The organism is Pseudomonas sp. FFPRI_1, assembly GCF_055384485.1.
Window position 1 is genome coordinate 5,307,052 of the sequence record NZ_AP029168.1, and the last position, 19,134, is coordinate 5,326,185.

Genomic DNA, 19,134 nt, shown 5'->3' on the forward strand with positions numbered 1-19,134 from the left:
TCTGCCCGACCTTCTTAACCAGTGCTAGGCTGTGCCCGACAAGTGCGACGAATGTTATAGACGGTCGGTTAGGTCGTCAACTCTTTTTTGAAAAAAATTCATTTAATTAAAGGAGTTAGGGGAATTCACAGACCAAGCGCCTTTGCCCTCACGTTTCGACATGCGAGAATGCGTTCTCTTTTTCTCACCCTCTCGATGGTTAATCACGCGTCATGACTGCACAACTAATCGACGGCAAAGCGATCGCCGCTAGCCTGCGCCAGCAGATCGCCAAACGTGTCGCCGAGCGTCGCCAGCAAGGTCTCCGTACTCCGGGCCTCGCGGTGATTCTGGTCGGCAGCGACCCGGCCTCTCAAGTTTATGTCTCGCACAAGCGTAAAGACTGCGAAGAGGTCGGCTTTCTTTCACAAGCCTACGACTTGCCCGCCGACACCACCCAAGAAGCCCTGGCGGGCTTGATCGACCGCCTCAACGATGACCCGAACATCGATGGCGTCCTGCTGCAACTGCCACTGCCCCAGCATCTGGATGCCTCTCTATTGCTGGAACGCATTCGCCCGGATAAAGACGTGGATGGTTTCCATCCTTATAACGTCGGCCGCCTGGCCCAGCGCATCCCTCTGCTGCGCCCTTGCACCCCCAAAGGGATCATGGCCCTGCTGGAAAGCACCGGTGCGGATCTGTACGGCATGGATGCGGTGATCGTCGGCGCTTCCAATATCGTCGGCCGCCCAATGGCCATGGAGCTGCTGTTGGCCGGCTGCACCGTGACCGTGACCCACCGTTTCACCAAGGACCTGGCCGGCCACGTCGGCCGCGCCGATCTGGTAGTGGTTGCCGCCGGCAAGCCAGGCTTGGTCAAAGGCGAGTGGATCAAGGAAGGGGCAATCGTCATCGACGTTGGCATCAATCGCCAGGATGACGGCAAACTGGTGGGCGATGTGGTGTATGAAACCGCCCTGCCCCGTGCCGGCTGGATCACACCCGTGCCTGGCGGCGTAGGCCCCATGACCCGCGCCTGCCTGCTGGAGAACACGCTGTACGCCGCTGAATCGCTGCACAGCTGAGTGTTCCGCAGTGCGCCCGAAAGCCCGCCATTGGCGGGCTTTTTTTATTCCACAATGACTGACCCTTTCCCTTCTCGTTATCGCCCCTGATTCTTAGCCTTCGGCGCCGCCACCGGACTCTCCTGCCAGCGCCCTACCGTTCAGGAAAAATCGGTGTTTTTTCTTTGTTTTTAAGGGTTTTCGGCTGACAGCGGAAGAACAATCGACAGTTCTTCAGCCATACTCATAAGATGTTTTCTGCGGTTTCCAGCGGGCCGCAGCGGGATAAACCCCAGCGTTTACTGGGGTTCTACCCACCACTGCTACGCACCAAGCACCCACGCCCCACCCCCAGTGGTACAAAAATTGGTACAACCAGTTTTCCCGCCTCCGGCGTTCTGCCGACCGCACACCGCACCCCAACACCTACAGTTCGTCGGCGCAAATCGCGCCTCGTTCAAGCCTCGATTACTGTATGCACATACAGCATATGGATCGAGGTAGTACCGTGCACACCGAAGACGACACAGCCGATTGGCTGGGCATCCCTACGCCCCTGGAAACATGCAAACAGCACATCCTGCTACTGGAAAATGAAGTGGCGGAGCTGAACCTGCAGCTGCGCACCACCCGGGAAAACATCTACAAGCTTGTTCGCCTGCATGCAGCTGCTGTGCACGACAGAGACGAAGCCGTGGTGAGAGTTCGCAGCAAGGCAGCCGAAGCTACACAGCACCGTAATAGAGTTATCGAGCTTGAGGCATCGTGCGAGTTCCTGCGGCGCACAAACGAGGATCTACGCAGACAGATACCAAGGCCCAGCAAGGGACGGTAGTTATGGCCTGCCGGCAACTCCTTCATAGGCCTGCTCACACGTCACTCCCCTTGCCCCGCTTTGATCAGCAGTTGCTGCCAGATCTTCCGCTCTTTGATCAGCGCGCTTGAGCACGTCGGCAAGCACCAGGACGGCGCGGGAAGCTGCCGCGCTTGCGGCGGCAGTGCAGGAATTGCCGCCGACCTGACTTGCGGTACGGCTGGCGGTTCGGTCTGTCTGGTCCCGCATGCTGAGATCAGCCCGAGCAGCGGCAGCATCAGCAACAGCTTCGTCAATTGTCCGTTGTCCATCTTGCACCGCCTTATTGATTGAGTTCTGCCTCGCCTGCTCCTTGTCGCGCTCCTCAGCCTCAGCCAGGCCCCAGGCTTGCTTATCTCCGGCGTCCCGGGCATTCCAGCGCGCTTGCCACTCGGCCTTCTCGACCGCCCTGCCGTGGTCGTAGACGCTGGACAGTGCCCAGGCTTCCAGGCCGGCCAGCAGCAAGGCAGCCAGAGCAATTCCGCCAATCTTCAGCACTAGGGCGTTCATGCCAACACCTTCAGCGCCAGTTCATAAAGGGCCTTGCGATCAGCAGCGCCATTCGGCACCCGGCCCGGCTGTCCAGTGTTGATGATGCTGCCGATGTCCTGGATTCGGCCGGCGTCGGCCAGCTCGTTCAGGCCATGGGTAGACCACCACCAGGCTGCGGACTGGGCGGCCTGCTCTGGTTGCTCCAGCAGTTCGGGCTGGGCTTCGAGCGGCAGGCCCAGGCCGCCGGATGCAGCGTGATAGTTCGATCTGCCGGTGAGCTGGATCAGACCCCGACCGCGGAACCGCCAGCCGTCGCCTGAGGCCTCAGGGCCGTTACCCATTCGGCCGCCGTAGACGCGGTTGGCGATCTTCTCAGGCTGGCGAGCGTAGGCGGCAGCAGTCTGCGCGGTGAACCGGTTAGGCCAAGTTCGCACCAGCGCCTCGGCGCTGTAGTTCAGGTTTTCAACCAGACGCCGCAACTGACCCGACTCATGCCCGACCTGGGAGAGGAACGCAGCCTGCCGCACGCGGGAATCGATCTTGAAGCGGGCCATGGCGCGGTTGAGCGCAGGAACAAAAACGCCCGCGACTGGGCGGGCGTTCGGGAGGATCTGCAGCAACTGCTGCTCGGTGATCGGCATTACTTTTCTCCAGGCAAAAAAAATCCCGCACTTGGCGGGCCGGGTTGGGTGTTGCGGTTTTAGATCAGGCTGCGCGCCTCGGCACGCTTCTCAGCGATGTCCGCCGGGATCTCCTTCCCTGTCTCCATCTTGCGCACCACCAGCCAGTCGGTCTGGCGCAGGTACTCAATTGCGTTGAGAACTTCGATGTCCGGCTCTGCTACGACCTTTTCACTCTTCGAGAAGTCCATGCGCTTCCTCCTCATCTTCTTCTGGCTCAGGAACAAAAACCGGGGCTGCCGGGTGATCAGTCGGGATATCTACGGGGCCATCAGATTTCATCACGACCGGGTCAGGGAACCGAATGGCCTGCGTTGCGACCGCCTCGTCGTATGGCATGAACAGCGACACGGTCAAGACGCCATCCTCGGACATGATCGCCTTGTCGGCAAAAAACTCCGAACCGATTGCGTCCTGCGGCAGCTCGTAACCGTTCCCGAGAGGCGAGAAGTCGAATGGCTCGCCATTGATCGTGATGGTTTGCCCCTTCACGGAAATAGTCTTCAGTCGCGTCATGGTGTCTGTGTAGACAGGAATAAAGTTAATGATCATTTTTCACTTCCAGTTGCCAATGGCTATGCAGCGCATCAGATATGTAGAGCTGCCGAACGGGCTAAACCCGTTAACTACCACTTGCTGCGCGCTTGTCGACCCGACGGATGCCCAGCAATAAGCGCCTCCAGAATATGCAACGGCCGGGATGGCGGTCGGAGGACCGGCAAACGGAACAGGGAAAGTTAGAGTCTCTTCAGTCCCGACGAATACCGACCCGGACGCGTTCGATGTTGTGCGGCCTGTCTTTGACTCAACCCAACAGATCATTGTCCCGTCGGGAAACTTTATCGCGCTGCCGCTGCTGTTATTGACTCGCTCCGGCGTCTGCCTAACCCACTCTGTCGGGCTTGGTAGCCAGCTGGCCTTGGCTCTTGCGAACACGGTCCCGTCGATGATGCTTGTAACTGTCTGAGTCCAGGAGCCGGTGTCGAAGTAAGACTGCTCAAGAGTCCCGAAGACCCCTGGCCCGTTTGCGGTTTCCGGTTGAACCCTAGCTTTTCCAGATGGAGGTGGGACGTTTGCGTTCGCCAGGTAATTGATGGCCTCCCCCCTCGACCCGATGCCGTTGTCGCCGACCTTCAGAACCCGTCCAGCAGTACTATCTATTGCACTGGTAGTGATATTCGCCGTCGCGGCCGTTCCAAGGCCGAGTCCAGCACGTGCGCTAACTTGATCCGTGCCGCCGGTGCCACCCTTTGCAATCGGCAGGATGTCATAGTTGCCAGTGGTACCCAGCGCCGCCATCTTCTGGCCATACTGCCCCGTCCAGTCGCGCACAAGGTCGGCCAGCAGTTTCTGGTAGCCCTGCACAGGCATCACAGCATAAGGCTGACCGGATGCCGTCGGCCCCAAGTACGCCGGCAGGATCGATATCACTGTGTCGCTTGCAACGTTCTGCAGCTCGTACTGGCGACCATCGGGACCGATGAAAGCATCACCAACGCGGGTGTTCGCAGCAAACCCGGCGCCGGTTCCGGTGACCGTTGTAGAGCCGTTTGTCACAGCTACTGTTCCGGCTCTAAGCCAAGCCATATGGTTTTCTCCAGGCAATAAGAAACCCGCACAAGGCGGGCGCATTCGGACGCTTCAGTTACAGCTGTGGATTAAAGGGGTATGGGTATTCGGCAGTATCTATGTACGAGCATGATGGCCTCCGGTCGGCTAGTAGCGACGTGAACCCCTGGGGGGTCGTGCTGTGAACGCCGGCGTAAGTAGTTTCCGGCGAGTTCCACATGCAGTGCACAATTGACCCTTGCTGGCCGTAGCATCCCTCATGAACAGCGCCTCTGAAGACAGTATCGCTGCCGAGCTGACTCACAAAGCCGCAGCCGCGGTCCCACGGAATATGCGCGGCGTAAGTCTTGCTTGCATCGAGGTTTACCGTGTAATAAGCCCACAGGACGCCGCCGAGTGTCGAACCTGTTGGCTGCGATATAAGCACCCCAATAGACCCACCAGAAAACGGCACTTGCGTTCCATTGGGAAAGCTCGCTGGGGCAGGCGGAGTCGACGCGCCAATGACATTCAACGGTTGCTGGAGACTGTTGAACGTGAACCTTCCGTCATCCTTTCGCGTCTTGAGTGCAGGCCCAGTAAAGATTGGCCGCATGACGTCAAAGCAATAAACCTTGATGCCGTCGACCTGGCCGGCAAAGTAGAACACCGTCTTGCTGCCCTCCTTTGACTGAAACGGCTTGTTGCTCGCGCCCGTGACAAAGACAAGCGGGCTGATTGCGCCTTCAACTTCAAACTTGTAGATGTTGTCGTAGTAAACGCTCACTGCCCCACTTGGCTGAAATCGACGCCATGTCCCTGCATATTCAACGGGACCGCTCTTTATGAGACCGTAGATCGACTTCGACGTGTCATAGAGAACATTGCCGCTCTCGTCGCGGGCGATGAGTGCTGTATTCATCGGTAGTACCCATAGAAAATTTCGCAGTTCATCGCAAAGCCACTCGGTATCACGTAAGCCCATTCCAGCCTGCCCTGTGTAATCGTGACGCCAGGCTTCTTACCCGCCGTCCTCTGCGAGTCTTCCAGCGGCTGGACAACGTAGAAGTAAGAGCGACCTGCCGGAAGCGAAATGGCTATCGATCCGTTGCTGCGATTGGTGACAACCGAGCCAGCCCCCTGGCTCAGTTTCTTGGTCATGTTTGTTGTGATGTTGTTGTTTGCATCCCGAGTAATCAGCCCGACCGTCATGTTGCGTCCACGCTCAGATCGATGGCTTTAACGCCATTCGGATGGAACACATACAGCCCTTTATTATTGATCATGAGTCTCGCGCCTCCAGGAGTATTCCCCATCATCTGGAACGTTCCATCCGGACGGAATGCCCAGCCCGAAACATCAGGCACGTAGTTGCTCGACTGCAAGTTGCTACCAATCTTCAGCATGTCGATAGAGCCTTCTTGAATGAACGCCGACCGGATAAACGTCTGCCCGCCACTCACCGAGAACGGCGACACGGGCGTGCCGTTTGCGAGGTTCAACAGCATGAAGGTGTCGGCCCGCACAACGAACTGCGAGGACACGCCGGACGGGTCAACTTGCAGGCCCAGGCCAAACGATGCGGCGTACTTCTGACCGCCGGCAGTGGTCTCCATCTTCACCGACCATAGCGTTTCAAGCTTACCGTTGGTGTTGGCCAAGGCCGAGGACGTTTCCTGAATCGCTGCCGCGTTCTCGCCGACCGTAGCCTGTAGCTTGGTCGTCCGCTTGGCTTCGGCCTCGATCTCCGTTGCCCGAACCTTCTCCTCGGTGGCGATGGCCGCGGTGTTGTTCCAGCCTTTAATCGCGTCGGCCAGATCGCCTGAGCCATCATCCTCACGCCAGGAGGCCCGCAGAGCGCTGGTCGCGCTGGCCTGGGCGGTGACTGCACCGTCGAGCTCTGTGATATCAGCGGTGTTGGTGGCCACCTGCTGGGCAAGCCCATTGGCCGCTTCAACCGACTGGCCAACGTCGAGCCAGTACGTCAGGCTCGGCGGCGGGTTACTGGCAGGCACGTCCTTGATCGCCTGGTATATGCGGCCGTCCTGCACGACCATCTGCCCCTCCAGGTAGACCGCTGCCGGGTCGTACCCCTTCAGCCCGTCCAGGGCGTCGATCTGCTCCTGCAAGCCCTCCAGGTCGCTCAGCAGGTCCTCGCCGAGCTCTGTCTTGCTGATCTTGCCGGCAAGCATATCGAGGATCGGGCCAGCGTCCGAGCTGGCCTGGCCCATTACACCGTTCACGGCTGGATAGAACGGTCCCACGTTGCCTGTGCGGTCCACCAGGCGCGCCCAGAAAAACAGCGTGGCCCCGGCCTTAAGCTCCTGAAGGCTGTAGTCAGACTGTGGGTGTGCCAGGTCTGTCAGCTTCGTGGCGTCCTCAAGGCTGTTCGCCGCGCCATACCAGATCTCGGTCCGCTGGGTATCCTCGGCGCCGGCTGGGAAGCCCCATTTCAAGCCAATGCCGAACAGCTCGCTTGAGGTGTTCAGGAACGCAACTGCCGGCGGAATCCCTTCCTTACCCTTGAGATTCGTCAGATCGGAGCTCTTCCAGATTGAGGAGATCTCAAACGCACTCACCGCCCGCACCCGGGCCAGGTATGCACCAGCGTAAATGCCTGTGACGTCTACGCTGGTCGAGCCTGTGCGCTGCAGCTTGACCCAATTGCCGTTGTCCTTGCGCCATTCCACGTCGTAGCCCACAGCGCCACTCACAGCAGGCCAAGAGATGTTCATGGTGCTGATCGCGATGCCCTGGTCTACCGCGGAACTCGATGAGAGAGTGACGCTCGCCGGCGGCGGGACGACGGTGATCGGAATCACGCTGATTGGGCGCTCTTCCAGTCGGGCGCCTGTGTCGATGTGCGCAAACTTGCTCGGGTCGTACTGAATGGCTGAGATCTCGAAAACACCTGGCTCCGGTCGGCCCACGCTTGTGACGCGGTAGAGCGGGATTGCCAGGTCATCAGCATCCAAGGCCCACACCAGTTCGCGCTCAGGCACTACGGAGTAAGCAGTCGTCACAGTGACCTGCCGACCACTGACCATCTGGATGGTGCGCCCTTCGCACTTACCGTCTGGCAGGTTCAGGATCAGCCGGTCGCCAGCCTTGGCCTGGGTATCACGGTCGAGTGTGATCACCTTGCCGCTCACAGCCGCGATACGCCCGCCTACGGGCCTGCCGGCCAGTAGCTCGTCAGCAACAGGAATGACGTAGCCAGGCAGCGGAATACGCCCGTCCAGGCCAACCTTGAACGTGACCGCTCGATCTCTGGAGTTGGTGAGCAGCGCCCACTTGCCGCGGCGCTGGGCCTCGGATTCGCGGGTGCAACCGATCGCGCTGATCTCGAGCGGGTTATCGCCATAACGGCGCTGCAGTTTCTGGTCGGTCACTGCAGTGACGTCGGTGTCATAGTTGTTCGCTGGGTTGTCGTAGCTGACAAGAGCCCGCGTGTACCGGGTGCGCTCCGATGCGCTGGAATAGGTGAACTTGCCATCGACCACGTTCGCTCGGGTGTAGGCAAAGTCAAAGTCGGTGTCACGCGGCATATCGGAAAGGGTAAAGACCTGCCCCTGGGCCCAATAGGTCATGCCACGGTAGATGGCGGAGATATCGCGCAGCAGCGTCCAGGCATCGGCCTTGCTCTGGAGGTTCAAGTTACAGATGAAACGCGGCTCCATTCCGCCTTTCCCGTCTGGCACCAATTGGTCGCAGTACTGGGAAATCCGGTACAACTCCCACTTGTCCACCTGCCACGGCTTGATCCGCCGGCCCAAGCCGAAGCGGTCGCTGACAGTGATGTCGAAGGTCATCCAGGTTGGGTTGTCAGTCCAGGCCAACTTGAAGCTGCCGTCCCAGATACCGGAGTAGGTCCTGGCCACAGGGTCGTAGTTGGTCGGCACAAGGACCTTCTTCAGCTTGGTCTCCACAGTGACGGCTGGGATACTGCGGAACTGCTCGGCCGAGAACTCGATGTAGAGCAGCGCGGTGTTCGGGTAGCGCAGCTTTGCATCGATGACCTCAGTGAATCCCGCGATCTGCATGGTGTCGGCAATTTTGTTGTTGTTCTGGTTCGGGGTGATGCGGGTAACCCTGAGCAGCCAGCCGCTGGTAGCTGCCGGCAGATTGATACGCCGGGTACGCTCGTAGACGCTGGTGGTTTTGCCATCCACTGCCTCGTTCAAGACCTCCTGATAAGCCCCGCCGTCGGTGGCCACCTCGACCTTGTAGGAAATCCGGTAACCGTTGATGTTGCCAGCCGCATCAATGGACTGAAGCATCGGCCAGGCAAAGCGCAGGCGCACGGCCGATAGCTGGATGTTGTTGATTGCACGAACCCACGGGGTGCCGCTGCGCAGCTCTGTGCTGATGGTCGTCTCGTTCTCGACCGATGGGATACCCTGGATGTAGGTCTGGTCCACCGCCCCGGTACGCCACTCCCACTTCACATTCGGGAAGTTCATGTTGCCCTGAGGGTCTTGCAGCGGGGTATTGTCGAGGTAGATATCGCGCGCAGTCGGCACGCCTTCGAACTCGCCCTCGCCCACTGCAATCAGCATTTTGGCTATGGCTACAGAGCGCAGGCTGTCTGGGGCCTCAATCGGCGCCTTGGGTTTCTTTTCGCCGCCCTTGGCGCCGTGGAGCTCGATGTTTTGTACTGCGCCCATGCTTTCCTCCAGGCAATAAAAAACCGCCTCATGGGCGGCTGCGGTGCTGCGAGCGACTACTACATCTGGCCTTCTGCGTAGATCGCGGCGCTGATGATCGCCCCGCCTACACGGCGCTTGCCGTAGCAGAGCGGTACCGGGTTTCCCGAGGCCGTGGTGTTTTTGGCGCTGCCGAAGGCGTAACCGGGCGTATTCTCGGGCCCGGCGCTGGTCTTAAGGCCGCCAGGTTGGGGGCTGAGCATTTGGATCACGCCGCCCAGCACCATCGAGCCGCCCATCATGATCAGCGCAGAACCGAATGGCGCACCTGCGCCGAATGTGCCACCAGTGATGACGAGGCCAACAACGATCAGTACTGCGCCGACAATGGTTTGCAGTGCGCCGCCGCGCTTACTACCGGTTATCACCGGAGCAATGCGAATATCACCCTCGCCCGTGAATTCAAGCTCCTTCTCCGCAAGGTTTGTCTTGCCGCGAAATACAGCGAACTCAACCCCGCGGGACTTGGCGTTGGACAAGAAGCGCTCGAACCCTGGAATTTGGACGCACAGAGCTTTAACTGCTTCTGCGGGTGTCCTTACGGCCATCCGAAAGGACCTCCCAAACTGACGAAGCTGTCCGTAAAGCAGAATCGTGGTCATGGGCTGATAATTGATGGCAAGTGCCGCCATGTGCTTTTCTCCGGGCAATAAAAAGGCTCGCCGAAGCGAGCCCTGGACAATTTGACGTGCCGCTACAAGCAGCCCTGTAACGCGGCCAGTCGTTTGTTAGCAATCCAGTTGCCAACCACTACATAATACTTTGCCTCAGAGCCTGAGCCCTTTTGCTGGATATCAACGAAGTACTGAGAACCCTCAGTGAACACTGTGTATCCGGCGTCGCGTCCCGGCTGAAGCGTGGCGCCCGGCGTACCGCCGAAGATTGGTTGGTTTTGCCATTCATATTGAACACATTTAGCCAGCACGGCATCGGACTTTTTCGAGGTCAGCACCTTGTAGGGCCCTTCCTTACGGGCTTCGTTCATCGTCGGCGCCATGCACCCCGCCAGCATCACCAAAGCCGCCGCCCCTATCCAAACTCGCATAAATTCTGCTCCTTGTGAGATCAGCAGACGATATCACCATCTCTCCTGATCAGACATCCAGCGTGGATGGAATGCCAGTAACCGAGTCGAATCTTGTCGTAGTAGCTTTGTGACTCACCTATGGAGGGCGTAATGTCTGAAGAGACAAACCTATCGCAGACCTTGCTTGATGCTTTGGAAAAAACCGAGATCGGCAAGAAACTCACTATTAACTTTCGTGGCCTTCCAGTCCCTGTTGATGTTAAGTACACGCTTGCAGGGGGGTGGGTAATCAAGCAGCACCTTATCCCCGGCATGGCATTAGAAATCACCAAGGGTGAGCCAGGGGCTATTGAGGGAATCGAAGTAACCCTTCAGCCGCACAAACCGCTGGAATAGCCACTTTTAAAAAGGATATCCCCCAACCCTTCGCCTGCAAGCCCAAGGACTGGGGTTGCGCCAATATCGGCGCGTTTATGACCTGGAGGTCAACATGGCTACACCCGTAAGCTCTACTGAGGCAGGGATCATCGCAGCGTTTGGCGCAATATCGCTTTACTTACGCTCTCGCCCAGACTACGACGCAGCAGAACTGCAGAAGTACGTCAATTTCTTCAAAAACACCCGGCAGTCATCGGCTGATTCGGGCGCGTTCAATCTTGCGCTCGACGCTGTTGGTGGTGACCTCAGCAATGTCCAAGAGGCTATAAAAAATGGCGTAGGGGCGAAGCCTCTTTAATCGACTGGCGCATTGTCGCGGATTACAGCGCCGGCAATGCGCACTTTACCGTCTTCAGTTACTTCAAAAGGCTGAGTCATATCCTGCTCCTGCGGCCTGGCCGCGTCATGTTGGTTGTTTTGCATCTTTGTGCCTGAGGATCAGGCGTGTTCGGTCAAGCCAAGGGCCGCCGAAAACTATGATCTCGCTCGGGCGACCGTACAGGTGGTGCAGCAGAAAAGGCCCGGGGCCGAATGTGCCCGACTCTTCGCCGGGAAGCGTCGGATCAGTGCCCAGGTAAATCCCTGCATGGTTCGGGTGTGCCGTGCGACCTACGGTCATGATGATCATGTCCCCGCGTTGAAGCTGATCCACTTGATAGAAGCCGGCAGCCTCGTAGGCCTGCTCGTAGAGGCTGGGGCCGTCGGCCTTCTCCCACCAGCCGTCCTCCCGCTTGAAGGCCTCGAACTCAAGCCCCCATTCCCGCTTGTACCAGTCTGCACAGACCTGCCAGCAGTCCCAGGCACCATGCACGAACGGGCGCCCCAGCAGCGGCGTGTAGCCTGATGGAGTCACCGTGCGCAGATCCCCCTCCGGCCAGCTCAGAATGTGCCAGGGCAAAGCCGTGGCCTCGCACATGGCCAGGTCCCGAGGTGACGGCCTGCTGGTGGCGTCTGGGTGCGAATGAACAATGCCGATCACCTCGCCCCGGTCTTCCGCTGCGGCGTAGTCCTCCGGGTCAAGCCGGAATTCTTCGCTCGGCTCAGTCGAGATGTTTCGGCACGGGAAGTACTGCTGCTTGCGCCCAATGGCCAGGACCAGGCCGCAACACTCCTTCGGGTACTCAGCTGCGGCATGTGCCTGGATCGCGCTCAAGATGTGCTTACGCATGATCAGCTCCTGGCAATCAGAGATACGGCCGGAAACCCGCCGTGAGAGAGCTCGTTGTTTTCGCCAAAACGCAACTTGCAGGATGACAAGCAACCTTTGCACTGATCCTTGGCCGGGTCGTCCGTGGGATTGTCTTCATCATCGAACATGGCCGCACCGATGTAGCCGCAATCAGGCCCTCGGTAGCCGTTGGTCATCGCCCAGTGACAAAACGTCGTCATCTGCCGGCCTGGCAGTCCATGGTTGTCGATTTCACCAGGGGAAGAGAGCTCCCAAACAACGACCTCGCCGTCTTCGCTGGTTTTCTGGTCGATGTACCAGATCTCAAGCGCTTCCTGGGTTGGGTCGGCGGTTGGGTTTCCATCGGGGAAATTCGCCGCATCCAGGTACTGGGCCAGGGTCTCGCGGATCGTCAGCTTGAACTTCAGCAGGTCATCAAAAGCCAGGCACAGAGCGGTGACCCGCCCGTTCACGTTACCGGCGGCAAAGGTCGGCCTTGTGGCCGTGCCGTCGCTGCTGGAGCCTATGCCCTCGATCTGCACCGGCCAGGCGGCGTACTCCGCGCCCTGCCACCAAATCGACTTGGCAGGCAGGTCCTCCTCCAGTCCGGCGTAGGCCAGCAATTCTTCCGGCGTGTGCGGGATAGCGTGACCGTGAAAGCGTAGGTAATCGGCGCCGTACTCGGTTCCGTCAATTTCGAACAGGCGAATTTCGCCGCCGGGCTCCAGTTTCTGGATGTCCGTGATCAGTGCCATGGGCAGGTATCTCAAGGGTGAAAGGTTTGCTCGAAGGTGGCGGTGATGGCGTAAGCGGAGCCGCCGCGGTGAACTGGCTTGTAGCCGTTGCACTTGTAGAGGCCAAGCTCGCCCAGAGGCGGCTCCCAGAGGAAGCCCTTTGCCCCCTTGTGTCGATCAAGGAACGCCATGATCTCCTTGATGCGGGGCTTCATGCCGGTAAATGTGACCGGCCAGGACTGGGACCTGTTATTGATCCCGTCCTCAACCGACTGAGCGTATCCGTCGCCGAACTGCTTGGTCCGGACGCGCTGAGTAACTTCCCCTTCGGCACCCTTTTCAGTTGCCCAGGTGAATCGTTCGATTGCCATAGATCATCCTTTTAGGTTTCGGCTGCTCACGCCGCCTTGGCGCCAAGACTTGGCGATTTCTTCGGCTGCAATCTGCCGCGTGCGCGACTCCATGTTCCGCTGGAACAACTCAGCATCGAACTCGGCACCGTCTGGTCGGCCGGCCTCCTGTTCACTCAGGATGATTGGCATGCTGAGGCTGATACTCACTCCGCCCCCGCCCTGCATAGCTGCAACGCCAGGGCCCCCTCCAGAAGTCAACGGAGTAACACTGCCACCATTGGCGCCAGTCATCAGGAACGACCGCCCGCCCTCGTTGTAGAGCTCAGGACCAAGTTCGTTCACCTCGTACAAGGAGTTCGGCGCAACAGGACCGCCTGCGGCCCGGTACCCGGAAAAGTCGACCCCGGTATACCCGGCCTGCGTTGAGCCGGCCGAGGCAGGTCCGCCGAAGTACGAACTGGCAGCAGATGCAGCCATGCCGAACAACGAACTGAGCGCCGAAGAGGCCGCTTGCCGCGCAGCGATCCTGGCCATATCGGCCAGAACCGACTTCGTGAAGTCAGCGAACGAGAACTTCCCGGTCATCGCGAACTGCACAATCGCGTCTTCCATCGAGCCGAAGGCGTTGGTGAACAGGCTCTTGGTCTGGCCGGCCACGTCTCGCGCCGACTCCAGGTAGTTCTGCCAGGCCGAGGAGGCTCCATTCGTCCAGTCGCCCTGGGCAGCGGTCATGTCGTCGTAATTGCTGACCACGGTGTCGTGCAGCTTCTGCTGGGTGGCTTCCAGTGCCTGCAGCTTCTGCGTGTACTCGTCGAGGCTCATGCCCCGGGAGCCATCGCCGTACTGGTTGGCCAGGTCCAGCTTTTGCTGGTTGATGCGGTCGTCGATCGCGCTCTGTTGGCTGGTCAGGTCGCGCTGGCGGTCACCCTGACCAAGGCCCGCCGCCGCACGCATGCCCTGCTCGCGCAGGGTATCGACTTGCTGCTGTAGGGCGCTGGCGTAGGTCTTGACCGCCAGTTCCTGCTTCTTCAGCCGGCCTTCTTCGTTCTTTGCCAACACGCTCAGCTCGGTGTCAGCGTCCCGCTGGGCCTTGACCATGGCGGCCCGGGCATCGGCGATCTTCTGGTCTAGCTGGATGCGCTGGGCGGCGGAGGTGCTGGCCTTGCCCTTGGTTGCCTCGAGTGTCGCAATCTCCGCCTCATAGGCCGCCGTGACCTCGTCTCGCTCATTGCCGATCATGGCCTCACGCTTGAGCAGGTAGTCGGCCTGGGACACCAGCCCCGCCTTCTGCGCTGCGTCCAGTTCCTTCTGGGCGTTTTTGTACTCGGACAGGATAGCGGTGAGGTTGTTTTTCGAGTTATTGAAGGCCGTCAGGTCTACCGCGCCGGCGGCAGTCTTCGTGTCCTTGAACTTGTCGTTGATATTCGCAATGTTCTTATCAACGACGGCCTTATCGAGGCGTTTGTCGTTTGGGTCAGTCTTGCGAATGTCATCAAGCTGCTGGCGATACTCTTTCAGCGCCTCGTTGCGTTTCTGCTGGTTGGTCCATGAAGACTTGGCTAGGGCATCGACCTTAATCATCGCCCGCTGAGAGGCCAGCTCAGCATCATCACGCTCTTTCTGCTTTTTCGCGTAATCGGTCTCTGCCGCGTCCTTTATCTCCAGCCCCTTGATGTAGTCGCGAAGGCTCTGCTTTCCCTTTTCACCAATGTAGACAGGGTCCTCGCCCGGTATTCTCTCGCTACCACCTCGAGCTTCAAGACGCTCAAGAGCCTCCTTTGCGGTCTGAATCCGCTCCGCGTTGGATTGGCTACGCCCTGCGTTCTTCAGATTGTCCGCAGCCTTTGCGACCAGGTTGTAGCCCTTCTCCCAGAGACTGAGGTTCTCCAGAATCTTCGGTGTCCGTTCATTGATCGCATCTGCATACTGATCGGTGGCCAGCTTTACCGCTTCCGCATGCCGCCCCTGCTCTTCGAGAGCAACGATCTGCGAATACACCGACGCCGTCAGATAGTGATATTGCTCATTGAGCGCGGCAGAAGCCTTAACGGGCTCATCTGCCAGCTTCACAAACTCGGCGATCGTCTCACCCACCGCTTTGCCTGTTGCCTCCTGCATCGACACAGCGGCCTGGGTGATACCAAGAAAACTATCTCCAGCAATCTTGCCGTTACCCGCCAGGGTGGTCAGAACCTCCGCGGCCTGCCCTGTTGTCCCGACCGTATCGCTGACTTGCTTGGACATGACGCCAAGCTGGGAGGCGGTAAGCCCGGCCGATCCGCCAGTTAAGACCAATGACTTGTTGAAGGCATCCTGCTCTTCGCTGCCCTTGTAATAGGCGTAGGCAAGCCCACCGATTGCAGCAGTTACAAGAGCGATAGGCGCCGCGAGCGCGAGAAGGCTTGCAGCACTGGCCCCGGCACCAGCACCAAGCTGTGTAACTGCACGAACACCACTCCCCCAATCCCCAGACTGCAGGGCGTTGGCCAGCTGCATGACGTTTTCTTGAGCCTGGCGGGTGCCGAGCTTCAGCTTGTCGAATGCGCCCTCTGTCGCGGTGATGCCGGCCCGGTCCTTGCCAACCTTGGCCAAGGCCTCGCTGTAGCGGTCAGCGTTGATTGCGCCCACGCGGAAAGCCTCATGCGCGGCCTTTTCCTGTGCCTCCAGCTTGGCCAGCTTCACATTCAGGGGATCGATGCTGTTGACCGTGCGCTTCAGCGCTTCAATCTGCCGGTTCTCGGCGTCGATCAGGCGTTGCTTCTGCGCCGTTTCCTTGGCTTCGGCCTTCTCGATCTTGTCGAAGGATTTGCCGAGACGCTCCTGGTAGGCCTCCTGCTGCTCAATGGTGACCAGGCCGCCCTTGCGGGCCCGCTCAAGCAGTCCTTCTGCCTGGACCAGCTTCTCCATGCTATCGATGTTGCCGGTCATCGCCCTGTCGAGATGGCTGATGATGGCGATTTCGCTGGCGGCACTTGTTCCGGCCTTACGGCTCGCATCGACCTGGCGTTCCTTCGCGCTGGTCGCTTTGTCGATGCCCTGGGCGGCCTCCGTCTCCGCTTGGCTGATCTTCTTGCCGGTGTTGGCCAGGCCTTCCCCAGCCCTGCCAAGGTCATCGACGGCCTTCTCTGCCCCTTCAGCCGCGTCGACCAGTTTATCCAGGTCATCGGCAGCCTTGACCGCCTGAGACGACTCAACCGCAATGCCAAGCGAAGCGAAGGTAGTGCTCATTTGTTGTCTCTCTGTTCAGCCATTACGGCCAGGGCCTCAGCCTCCATCTGCCGGATGTCACTGAAAATGCTTTGCCTGGAGGCAGCCGGCACGCCACACATTCGGATGACGCTCGGAAGGACGCCGTAGTCCAGCCCGGTAGCGCCGCACGCACCAACCCGCCACTGAGTGCTCATTGCCTCAAAGACGGTGAAGGCCGGCCAGTTGTCCGGCCAGACCTCGCAGTCCTGGCCGGTAAGATCACCCACCAGAAAGCCAAAGGTCTTCAGCTCTTCAGCCGAAGGCCCTTGCTCGTAGAGTGCGCGCGCGGCGCTTAGGAGTTTCCCAGGCGGGCCTGATTGAACGCCTCGGAATATGCAGCCAATACCGCGCTGGGTATCGAGACAATCGAGGTGACCAGGATGCGGATGTTCTGGTCGTTGAATTCCTCTTCGAAGTCCCAGCCGGCCACCACAGCCTTCACCTGATCCACCTGCAGGTCGATCTGAGCCGCGGTGAAGGCTTTCAGGTCCATCTCGTCGACCTTCAATCCCAGGGCCTTGTGGCGCTCGCCCCATTCAGCGTAGAGCTCGGCCAGGCCGGTCCGGTCCATGTACTTGAACTCGAACCCCACCTTCACCGGCTCGCCGCCCAGCTGCGGGATCAGCACGTCGGCCTTGAAGGTTGGATTCTGGATCATCGAGAACTTGGCCATGGGTTACACCGAGGTCAGATAGCGGGTTGGCTCGGACTGCAGCGCCAGGTTGACGGTGCGGGTCAGCAGGTTGTTACGGGACACTGCCGGCTGCTTGGAGAACGAGGTGTAAGCCCCGTAAAGCAGAGTGTCATTGCCTGGAAGATCGAGGCGTGCAGCATGTACCTGCTTGCCGGCATCAGCCGACATCAGCACAGCGTTGAACGGCTGCGCCGGGTCATCGGCGATGGTCAGGACCATGCTGGCAGCCGACTTGTCAGTAGGGATCTGCTTGCCCTGGTCGTTCTCGAGGAACACCACATCCAGATAGTTCTGCTCACCGCCGGAGAAGGCCAGGTCGGTTACTTGCGGAATCAGCACCCAGGTCAGCACCTTCTTCATGGTGCCCGAGCCATTGCCAGCTGGGTAAATCTGGGTATCAGTGGTGTCGATACCCTCCAGCGTAATTGCAGTAGCCGTTGCAGCTTTCACGCGGACGACTTTGCTGTCCAGCTTGCTCCAGCCGGAGGTGAGCAACACGATGTCTCCAGCGTCCAAATCGGCGCCGGCAACGGTGGCCACAGCCTCGCTTGCGTTGGAGATCGCAGTGAATGCCAGCGGAGTTTCATAGGTGGCAGCGTGCTTGAAAGTGCCGCCGTTAGGAATTTTGTATCCCATTGGGTGTTTCCTCTCTTCAGAAATAACAAAACCCGCTCAATGGCGGGTCTGTGGGGTTGCCCGATGGGCGGATTCAGTTGGTGTCGGCGCGGTACTGGAAGGACACGGGCACGGTGTAGGTCGTGTCACCCTGAATGCCTGGGCCCTGGTCTGGTGGCGTCATGGTGACCACCGTCAGGCCGGCCTTCTCGTTCCGCTCGTACAGCGGAAACAGCGCGCTGATCTCGTCAGCCAGGCCACCGGCCGGACCGCGATACTTGCCCGATGGCACTACTACGCTGGCCTGGAAGACACCGGTGTACAACCGGTGATCGCCGCCCAGGGTGTTGCTCGCAGTATCCGCCGGCAGCGTGTAGGCACGGAGGTAGGTTTCTCCGTCCTTTGGCGTGTAGGTCTCGTTCTCGACGACCACTTTCACCGGTGGAACCCTGCCTTTCGCCCAGGCGATAACACGGGCCTGGTAGATCGTGGCGATCACGTTATGACTCATACCTGGTTGTTCCTGATGGCTTCATCGACGATCTGCTGGAAACGGGCCAACGTGATCCGGACCATGCCGCCCGGCGCCTGCTTGGAGTGCCCATATTCAAGCGGTACCGCATAAGGCAGGTTATTCACGATGTAGGCAGTCTGGCCGGCGGTCAGCTGTCCGACCTGCAGCCGCAGCTTGGCCAATGTCACGCCTCCAGAAGGATCAACCTGATCCAGCGTGCCGTCAGCGGGTGTATCGATCGAGAACTGCCAATTCCCCCGGAAGCGGCCGCCAACATAGTCCTTGCCGGCCACCAGGCCGTTCACGTTGAAGTTCTGGTCACGCTCGGTCTTGGTCAGGGGCTTGGCATACTTCACGCCGCGGCGCAGCTTGCCGGCCTTGGTGAAGTTGCCTTCGTCCAGGTTGATCAGCGTGTTGCGCACCGAGACCTTGAAGTCGTAGTCGTCGGCTGCCCGCGTATTGGCCGCACGGTGCGCCACGTTGGCCGCCCAGATCTCTGGGTTTCCCACTGGTGACATGCGAATCACGCTGCTGCCGATCTCGATCACGATCTCACGAAAGGTGGCGTCAATGCCGGCCTGGGCCTGCTCGGCAAACTGGCGGATGTTCTCGGCGAAGCTACCGTTCCTGCCGGCGTAGCGGTTCATGACCGCACCTGCAGTTCATACAGAATCGGCGTACCGGCCGGGTTGATCTCTTTCAGAGGCGGAACGATGGACCAGGTCCGGCCCTGAATGACCACCTTGTTCAGCAGATCCGGCGCCCACTCCAGCCCCTGGGCGGCGACCTTGAGCTTCTTGTCGCCTTGCTTGATGAGGCTGTTGTTCTGGAACTCCAGGCCTGTGAAGTCGAGCAGGATGCCCTGGGCCGTCTGCTCGATGATGGTGTCAGGACCGGCCGAGTCGGTATCAGGGTCGTACTCGCCGGGCTTGATGTCGCGGATGGTTACGGGCTGGCCGAAGCGCGTAATCAACCGCAGCGCGGTTTCAGCGGTGCGATCATAGAACGCGCTCATGA

At 59.5% G+C, this 19,134-nt stretch carries 24 protein-coding genes; 4 read left to right on the forward strand and 20 right to left on the reverse strand.

The window, feature by feature from the left end; genetic code table 11:
- The first annotated feature begins 212 nt into the window (after positions 1-212).
- Positions 213-1,067, forward strand: a complete 855-nt coding sequence (folD, locus tag ACZ5BO_RS23465; protein WP_464696630.1) for a bifunctional methylenetetrahydrofolate dehydrogenase/methenyltetrahydrofolate cyclohydrolase FolD — start codon at positions 213-215, stop codon at positions 1,065-1,067.
- A 487-nt stretch (positions 1,068-1,554) separates the two neighbouring features.
- On the forward strand, positions 1,555-1,881 hold the full coding sequence (locus ACZ5BO_RS23470; RefSeq protein WP_464696631.1) for a hypothetical protein: 327 nt from the start codon (positions 1,555-1,557) through the stop codon (positions 1,879-1,881).
- Here the strand turns inward: ACZ5BO_RS23470 and ACZ5BO_RS23475 are convergent, their stop codons facing one another.
- From ACZ5BO_RS23475 to ACZ5BO_RS23520, 10 genes are all read right to left on the reverse strand, one after another.
- The gene (locus tag ACZ5BO_RS23475) at positions 1,882-2,409 is read right to left on the reverse strand and encodes a DUF2514 family protein (protein WP_464696632.1); all 528 of its coding nucleotides are present in this window, start codon (positions 2,407-2,409) and stop codon (positions 1,882-1,884) included.
- The gene (locus tag ACZ5BO_RS23480; RefSeq protein WP_464696633.1) at positions 2,406-3,032 is read right to left on the reverse strand and encodes a glycoside hydrolase family 19 protein; all 627 of its coding nucleotides are present in this window, start codon (positions 3,030-3,032) and stop codon (positions 2,406-2,408) included. The genes ACZ5BO_RS23475 and ACZ5BO_RS23480 overlap by 4 nt, the downstream gene beginning before the upstream one ends.
- A 59-nt stretch (positions 3,033-3,091) precedes the next feature.
- The gene (locus ACZ5BO_RS23485; RefSeq protein WP_464696634.1) at positions 3,092-3,262 is read right to left on the reverse strand and encodes a hypothetical protein; all 171 of its coding nucleotides are present in this window, start codon (positions 3,260-3,262) and stop codon (positions 3,092-3,094) included.
- Positions 3,243-3,623, reverse strand: a complete 381-nt coding sequence (locus ACZ5BO_RS23490) for a hypothetical protein (protein WP_464696635.1) — start codon at positions 3,621-3,623, stop codon at positions 3,243-3,245. Before ACZ5BO_RS23490 ends, ACZ5BO_RS23485 begins: the two co-directional genes overlap by 20 nt.
- A gap of 3 nt (positions 3,624-3,626) precedes the next feature.
- The gene (locus tag ACZ5BO_RS23495; RefSeq protein ID WP_464696636.1) at positions 3,627-4,658 is read right to left on the reverse strand and encodes a hypothetical protein; all 1,032 of its coding nucleotides are present in this window, start codon (positions 4,656-4,658) and stop codon (positions 3,627-3,629) included.
- A 58-nt stretch (positions 4,659-4,716) separates the two neighbouring features.
- Positions 4,717-5,541: a hypothetical protein gene (locus ACZ5BO_RS23500; protein WP_464696638.1), complete on the reverse strand. Its 825-nt coding sequence runs from the start codon at positions 5,539-5,541 to the stop codon at positions 4,717-4,719.
- Positions 5,538-5,831 (reverse strand): hypothetical protein, encoded by a 294-nt coding sequence (locus ACZ5BO_RS23505; RefSeq protein ID WP_464696639.1) that lies wholly within the window; start codon positions 5,829-5,831, stop codon positions 5,538-5,540. The genes ACZ5BO_RS23500 and ACZ5BO_RS23505 overlap by 4 nt, the downstream gene beginning before the upstream one ends.
- Positions 5,828-9,286, reverse strand: a complete 3,459-nt coding sequence (locus ACZ5BO_RS23510; RefSeq protein ID WP_464696640.1) for a TipJ family phage tail tip protein — start codon at positions 9,284-9,286, stop codon at positions 5,828-5,830. The genes ACZ5BO_RS23505 and ACZ5BO_RS23510 overlap by 4 nt, the downstream gene beginning before the upstream one ends.
- A 59-nt stretch (positions 9,287-9,345) precedes the next feature.
- Positions 9,346-9,957 carry a tail assembly protein gene (locus ACZ5BO_RS23515; protein ID WP_464696641.1) on the reverse strand — a complete coding sequence of 204 codons (612 nt, stop codon included), beginning with the start codon at positions 9,955-9,957 and terminating at the stop codon, positions 9,346-9,348.
- Between the two features lie 62 nt (positions 9,958-10,019).
- The gene (locus ACZ5BO_RS23520) at positions 10,020-10,370 is read right to left on the reverse strand and encodes a hypothetical protein (protein WP_464696642.1); all 351 of its coding nucleotides are present in this window, start codon (positions 10,368-10,370) and stop codon (positions 10,020-10,022) included.
- Positions 10,371-10,502: 132 nt separating this feature from the next.
- On the opposite strand from ACZ5BO_RS23520, the gene ACZ5BO_RS23525 reads away from it, so the two are divergent.
- On the forward strand, positions 10,503-10,748 hold the full coding sequence (locus ACZ5BO_RS23525; protein ID WP_464696643.1) for a hypothetical protein: 246 nt from the start codon (positions 10,503-10,505) through the stop codon (positions 10,746-10,748).
- Positions 10,749-10,842: 94 nt separating this feature from the next.
- Positions 10,843-11,088, forward strand: a complete 246-nt coding sequence (locus ACZ5BO_RS23530) for a hypothetical protein (RefSeq protein ID WP_464696644.1) — start codon at positions 10,843-10,845, stop codon at positions 11,086-11,088.
- Between the two features lie 105 nt (positions 11,089-11,193).
- On the opposite strand, the gene ACZ5BO_RS23535 is transcribed toward ACZ5BO_RS23530, so the two are convergent.
- The 10 genes from ACZ5BO_RS23535 to ACZ5BO_RS23580 form a co-directional block, all read right to left on the reverse strand.
- On the reverse strand, positions 11,194-11,958 hold the full coding sequence (locus ACZ5BO_RS23535) for a C40 family peptidase (protein ID WP_464696645.1): 765 nt from the start codon (positions 11,956-11,958) through the stop codon (positions 11,194-11,196).
- Positions 11,959-11,960: 2 nt separating this feature from the next.
- The gene (locus ACZ5BO_RS23540) at positions 11,961-12,713 is read right to left on the reverse strand and encodes a phage minor tail protein L (protein ID WP_464696646.1); all 753 of its coding nucleotides are present in this window, start codon (positions 12,711-12,713) and stop codon (positions 11,961-11,963) included.
- Positions 12,714-12,724: 11 nt separating this feature from the next.
- Positions 12,725-13,063, reverse strand: a complete 339-nt coding sequence (locus ACZ5BO_RS23545; protein WP_464696647.1) for a phage tail protein — start codon at positions 13,061-13,063, stop codon at positions 12,725-12,727.
- Positions 13,064-13,066: 3 nt separating this feature from the next.
- The gene (locus ACZ5BO_RS23550) at positions 13,067-16,273 is read right to left on the reverse strand and encodes a phage tail tape measure protein (RefSeq protein WP_464696648.1); all 3,207 of its coding nucleotides are present in this window, start codon (positions 16,271-16,273) and stop codon (positions 13,067-13,069) included.
- On the reverse strand, positions 16,270-16,521 hold the full coding sequence (locus ACZ5BO_RS23555; protein ID WP_011062035.1) for a DUF1799 domain-containing protein: 252 nt from the start codon (positions 16,519-16,521) through the stop codon (positions 16,270-16,272). Before ACZ5BO_RS23555 ends, ACZ5BO_RS23550 begins: the two co-directional genes overlap by 4 nt.
- Before the next feature lie 65 nt (positions 16,522-16,586).
- Positions 16,587-16,967 carry a phage tail assembly chaperone gene (locus tag ACZ5BO_RS23560; protein WP_464696650.1) on the reverse strand — a complete coding sequence of 127 codons (381 nt, stop codon included), beginning with the start codon at positions 16,965-16,967 and terminating at the stop codon, positions 16,587-16,589.
- A 3-nt stretch (positions 16,968-16,970) separates the two neighbouring features.
- Positions 16,971-17,624: a phage tail protein gene (locus ACZ5BO_RS23565; protein ID WP_464696651.1), complete on the reverse strand. Its 654-nt coding sequence runs from the start codon at positions 17,622-17,624 to the stop codon at positions 16,971-16,973.
- A gap of 73 nt (positions 17,625-17,697) precedes the next feature.
- On the reverse strand, positions 17,698-18,114 hold the full coding sequence (locus ACZ5BO_RS23570; RefSeq protein WP_464696652.1) for a phage tail terminator-like protein: 417 nt from the start codon (positions 18,112-18,114) through the stop codon (positions 17,698-17,700).
- Positions 18,111-18,764, reverse strand: a complete 654-nt coding sequence (locus ACZ5BO_RS23575) for a hypothetical protein (protein WP_464696653.1) — start codon at positions 18,762-18,764, stop codon at positions 18,111-18,113. The genes ACZ5BO_RS23570 and ACZ5BO_RS23575 overlap by 4 nt, the downstream gene beginning before the upstream one ends.
- Complete coding sequence (locus ACZ5BO_RS23580; protein WP_464696654.1) at positions 18,761-19,132, reverse strand: hypothetical protein; 372 nt, start codon at positions 19,130-19,132, stop codon at positions 18,761-18,763. Before ACZ5BO_RS23580 ends, ACZ5BO_RS23575 begins: the two co-directional genes overlap by 4 nt.
- Positions 19,133-19,134 lie beyond the last annotated feature (2 nt).

Coding starts and splice junctions, on each gene's coding strand:
- folD (WP_464696630.1), top strand. CDS start 213: ATGACTGCACAACTAATCGACGGCAAAGCGATCGCCGCTAGCCTGCGC.
- ACZ5BO_RS23475 (WP_464696632.1), bottom strand. CDS start 2,409: ATGAACGCCCTAGTGCTGAAGATTGGCGGAATTGCTCTGGCTGCCTTG.
- ACZ5BO_RS23480 (WP_464696633.1), bottom strand. CDS start 3,032: ATGCCGATCACCGAGCAGCAGTTGCTGCAGATCCTCCCGAACGCCCGC.
- ACZ5BO_RS23485 (WP_464696634.1), bottom strand. CDS start 3,262: ATGGACTTCTCGAAGAGTGAAAAGGTCGTAGCAGAGCCGGACATCGAA.
- ACZ5BO_RS23490 (WP_464696635.1), bottom strand. CDS start 3,623: ATGATCATTAACTTTATTCCTGTCTACACAGACACCATGACGCGACTG.
- ACZ5BO_RS23495 (WP_464696636.1), bottom strand. CDS start 4,658: ATGGCTTGGCTTAGAGCCGGAACAGTAGCTGTGACAAACGGCTCTACA.
- ACZ5BO_RS23500 (WP_464696638.1), bottom strand. CDS start 5,541: ATGAATACAGCACTCATCGCCCGCGACGAGAGCGGCAATGTTCTCTAT.
- ACZ5BO_RS23505 (WP_464696639.1), bottom strand. CDS start 5,831: ATGACGGTCGGGCTGATTACTCGGGATGCAAACAACAACATCACAACA.
- ACZ5BO_RS23510 (WP_464696640.1), bottom strand. CDS start 9,286: ATGGGCGCAGTACAAAACATCGAGCTCCACGGCGCCAAGGGCGGCGAA.
- ACZ5BO_RS23515 (WP_464696641.1), bottom strand. CDS start 9,957: ATGGCGGCACTTGCCATCAATTATCAGCCCATGACCACGATTCTGCTT.
- ACZ5BO_RS23520 (WP_464696642.1), bottom strand. CDS start 10,370: ATGCGAGTTTGGATAGGGGCGGCGGCTTTGGTGATGCTGGCGGGGTGC.
- ACZ5BO_RS23525 (WP_464696643.1), top strand. CDS start 10,503: ATGTCTGAAGAGACAAACCTATCGCAGACCTTGCTTGATGCTTTGGAA.
- ACZ5BO_RS23530 (WP_464696644.1), top strand. CDS start 10,843: ATGGCTACACCCGTAAGCTCTACTGAGGCAGGGATCATCGCAGCGTTT.
- ACZ5BO_RS23535 (WP_464696645.1), bottom strand. CDS start 11,958: ATGCGTAAGCACATCTTGAGCGCGATCCAGGCACATGCCGCAGCTGAG.
- ACZ5BO_RS23540 (WP_464696646.1), bottom strand. CDS start 12,713: ATGGCACTGATCACGGACATCCAGAAACTGGAGCCCGGCGGCGAAATT.
- ACZ5BO_RS23545 (WP_464696647.1), bottom strand. CDS start 13,063: ATGGCAATCGAACGATTCACCTGGGCAACTGAAAAGGGTGCCGAAGGG.
- ACZ5BO_RS23550 (WP_464696648.1), bottom strand. CDS start 16,273: ATGAGCACTACCTTCGCTTCGCTTGGCATTGCGGTTGAGTCGTCTCAG.
- ACZ5BO_RS23560 (WP_464696650.1), bottom strand. CDS start 16,967: ATGGCCAAGTTCTCGATGATCCAGAATCCAACCTTCAAGGCCGACGTG.
- ACZ5BO_RS23565 (WP_464696651.1), bottom strand. CDS start 17,624: ATGGGATACAAAATTCCTAACGGCGGCACTTTCAAGCACGCTGCCACC.
- ACZ5BO_RS23570 (WP_464696652.1), bottom strand. CDS start 18,114: ATGAGTCATAACGTGATCGCCACGATCTACCAGGCCCGTGTTATCGCC.
- ACZ5BO_RS23575 (WP_464696653.1), bottom strand. CDS start 18,764: ATGAACCGCTACGCCGGCAGGAACGGTAGCTTCGCCGAGAACATCCGC.
- ACZ5BO_RS23580 (WP_464696654.1), bottom strand. CDS start 19,132: ATGAGCGCGTTCTATGATCGCACCGCTGAAACCGCGCTGCGGTTGATT.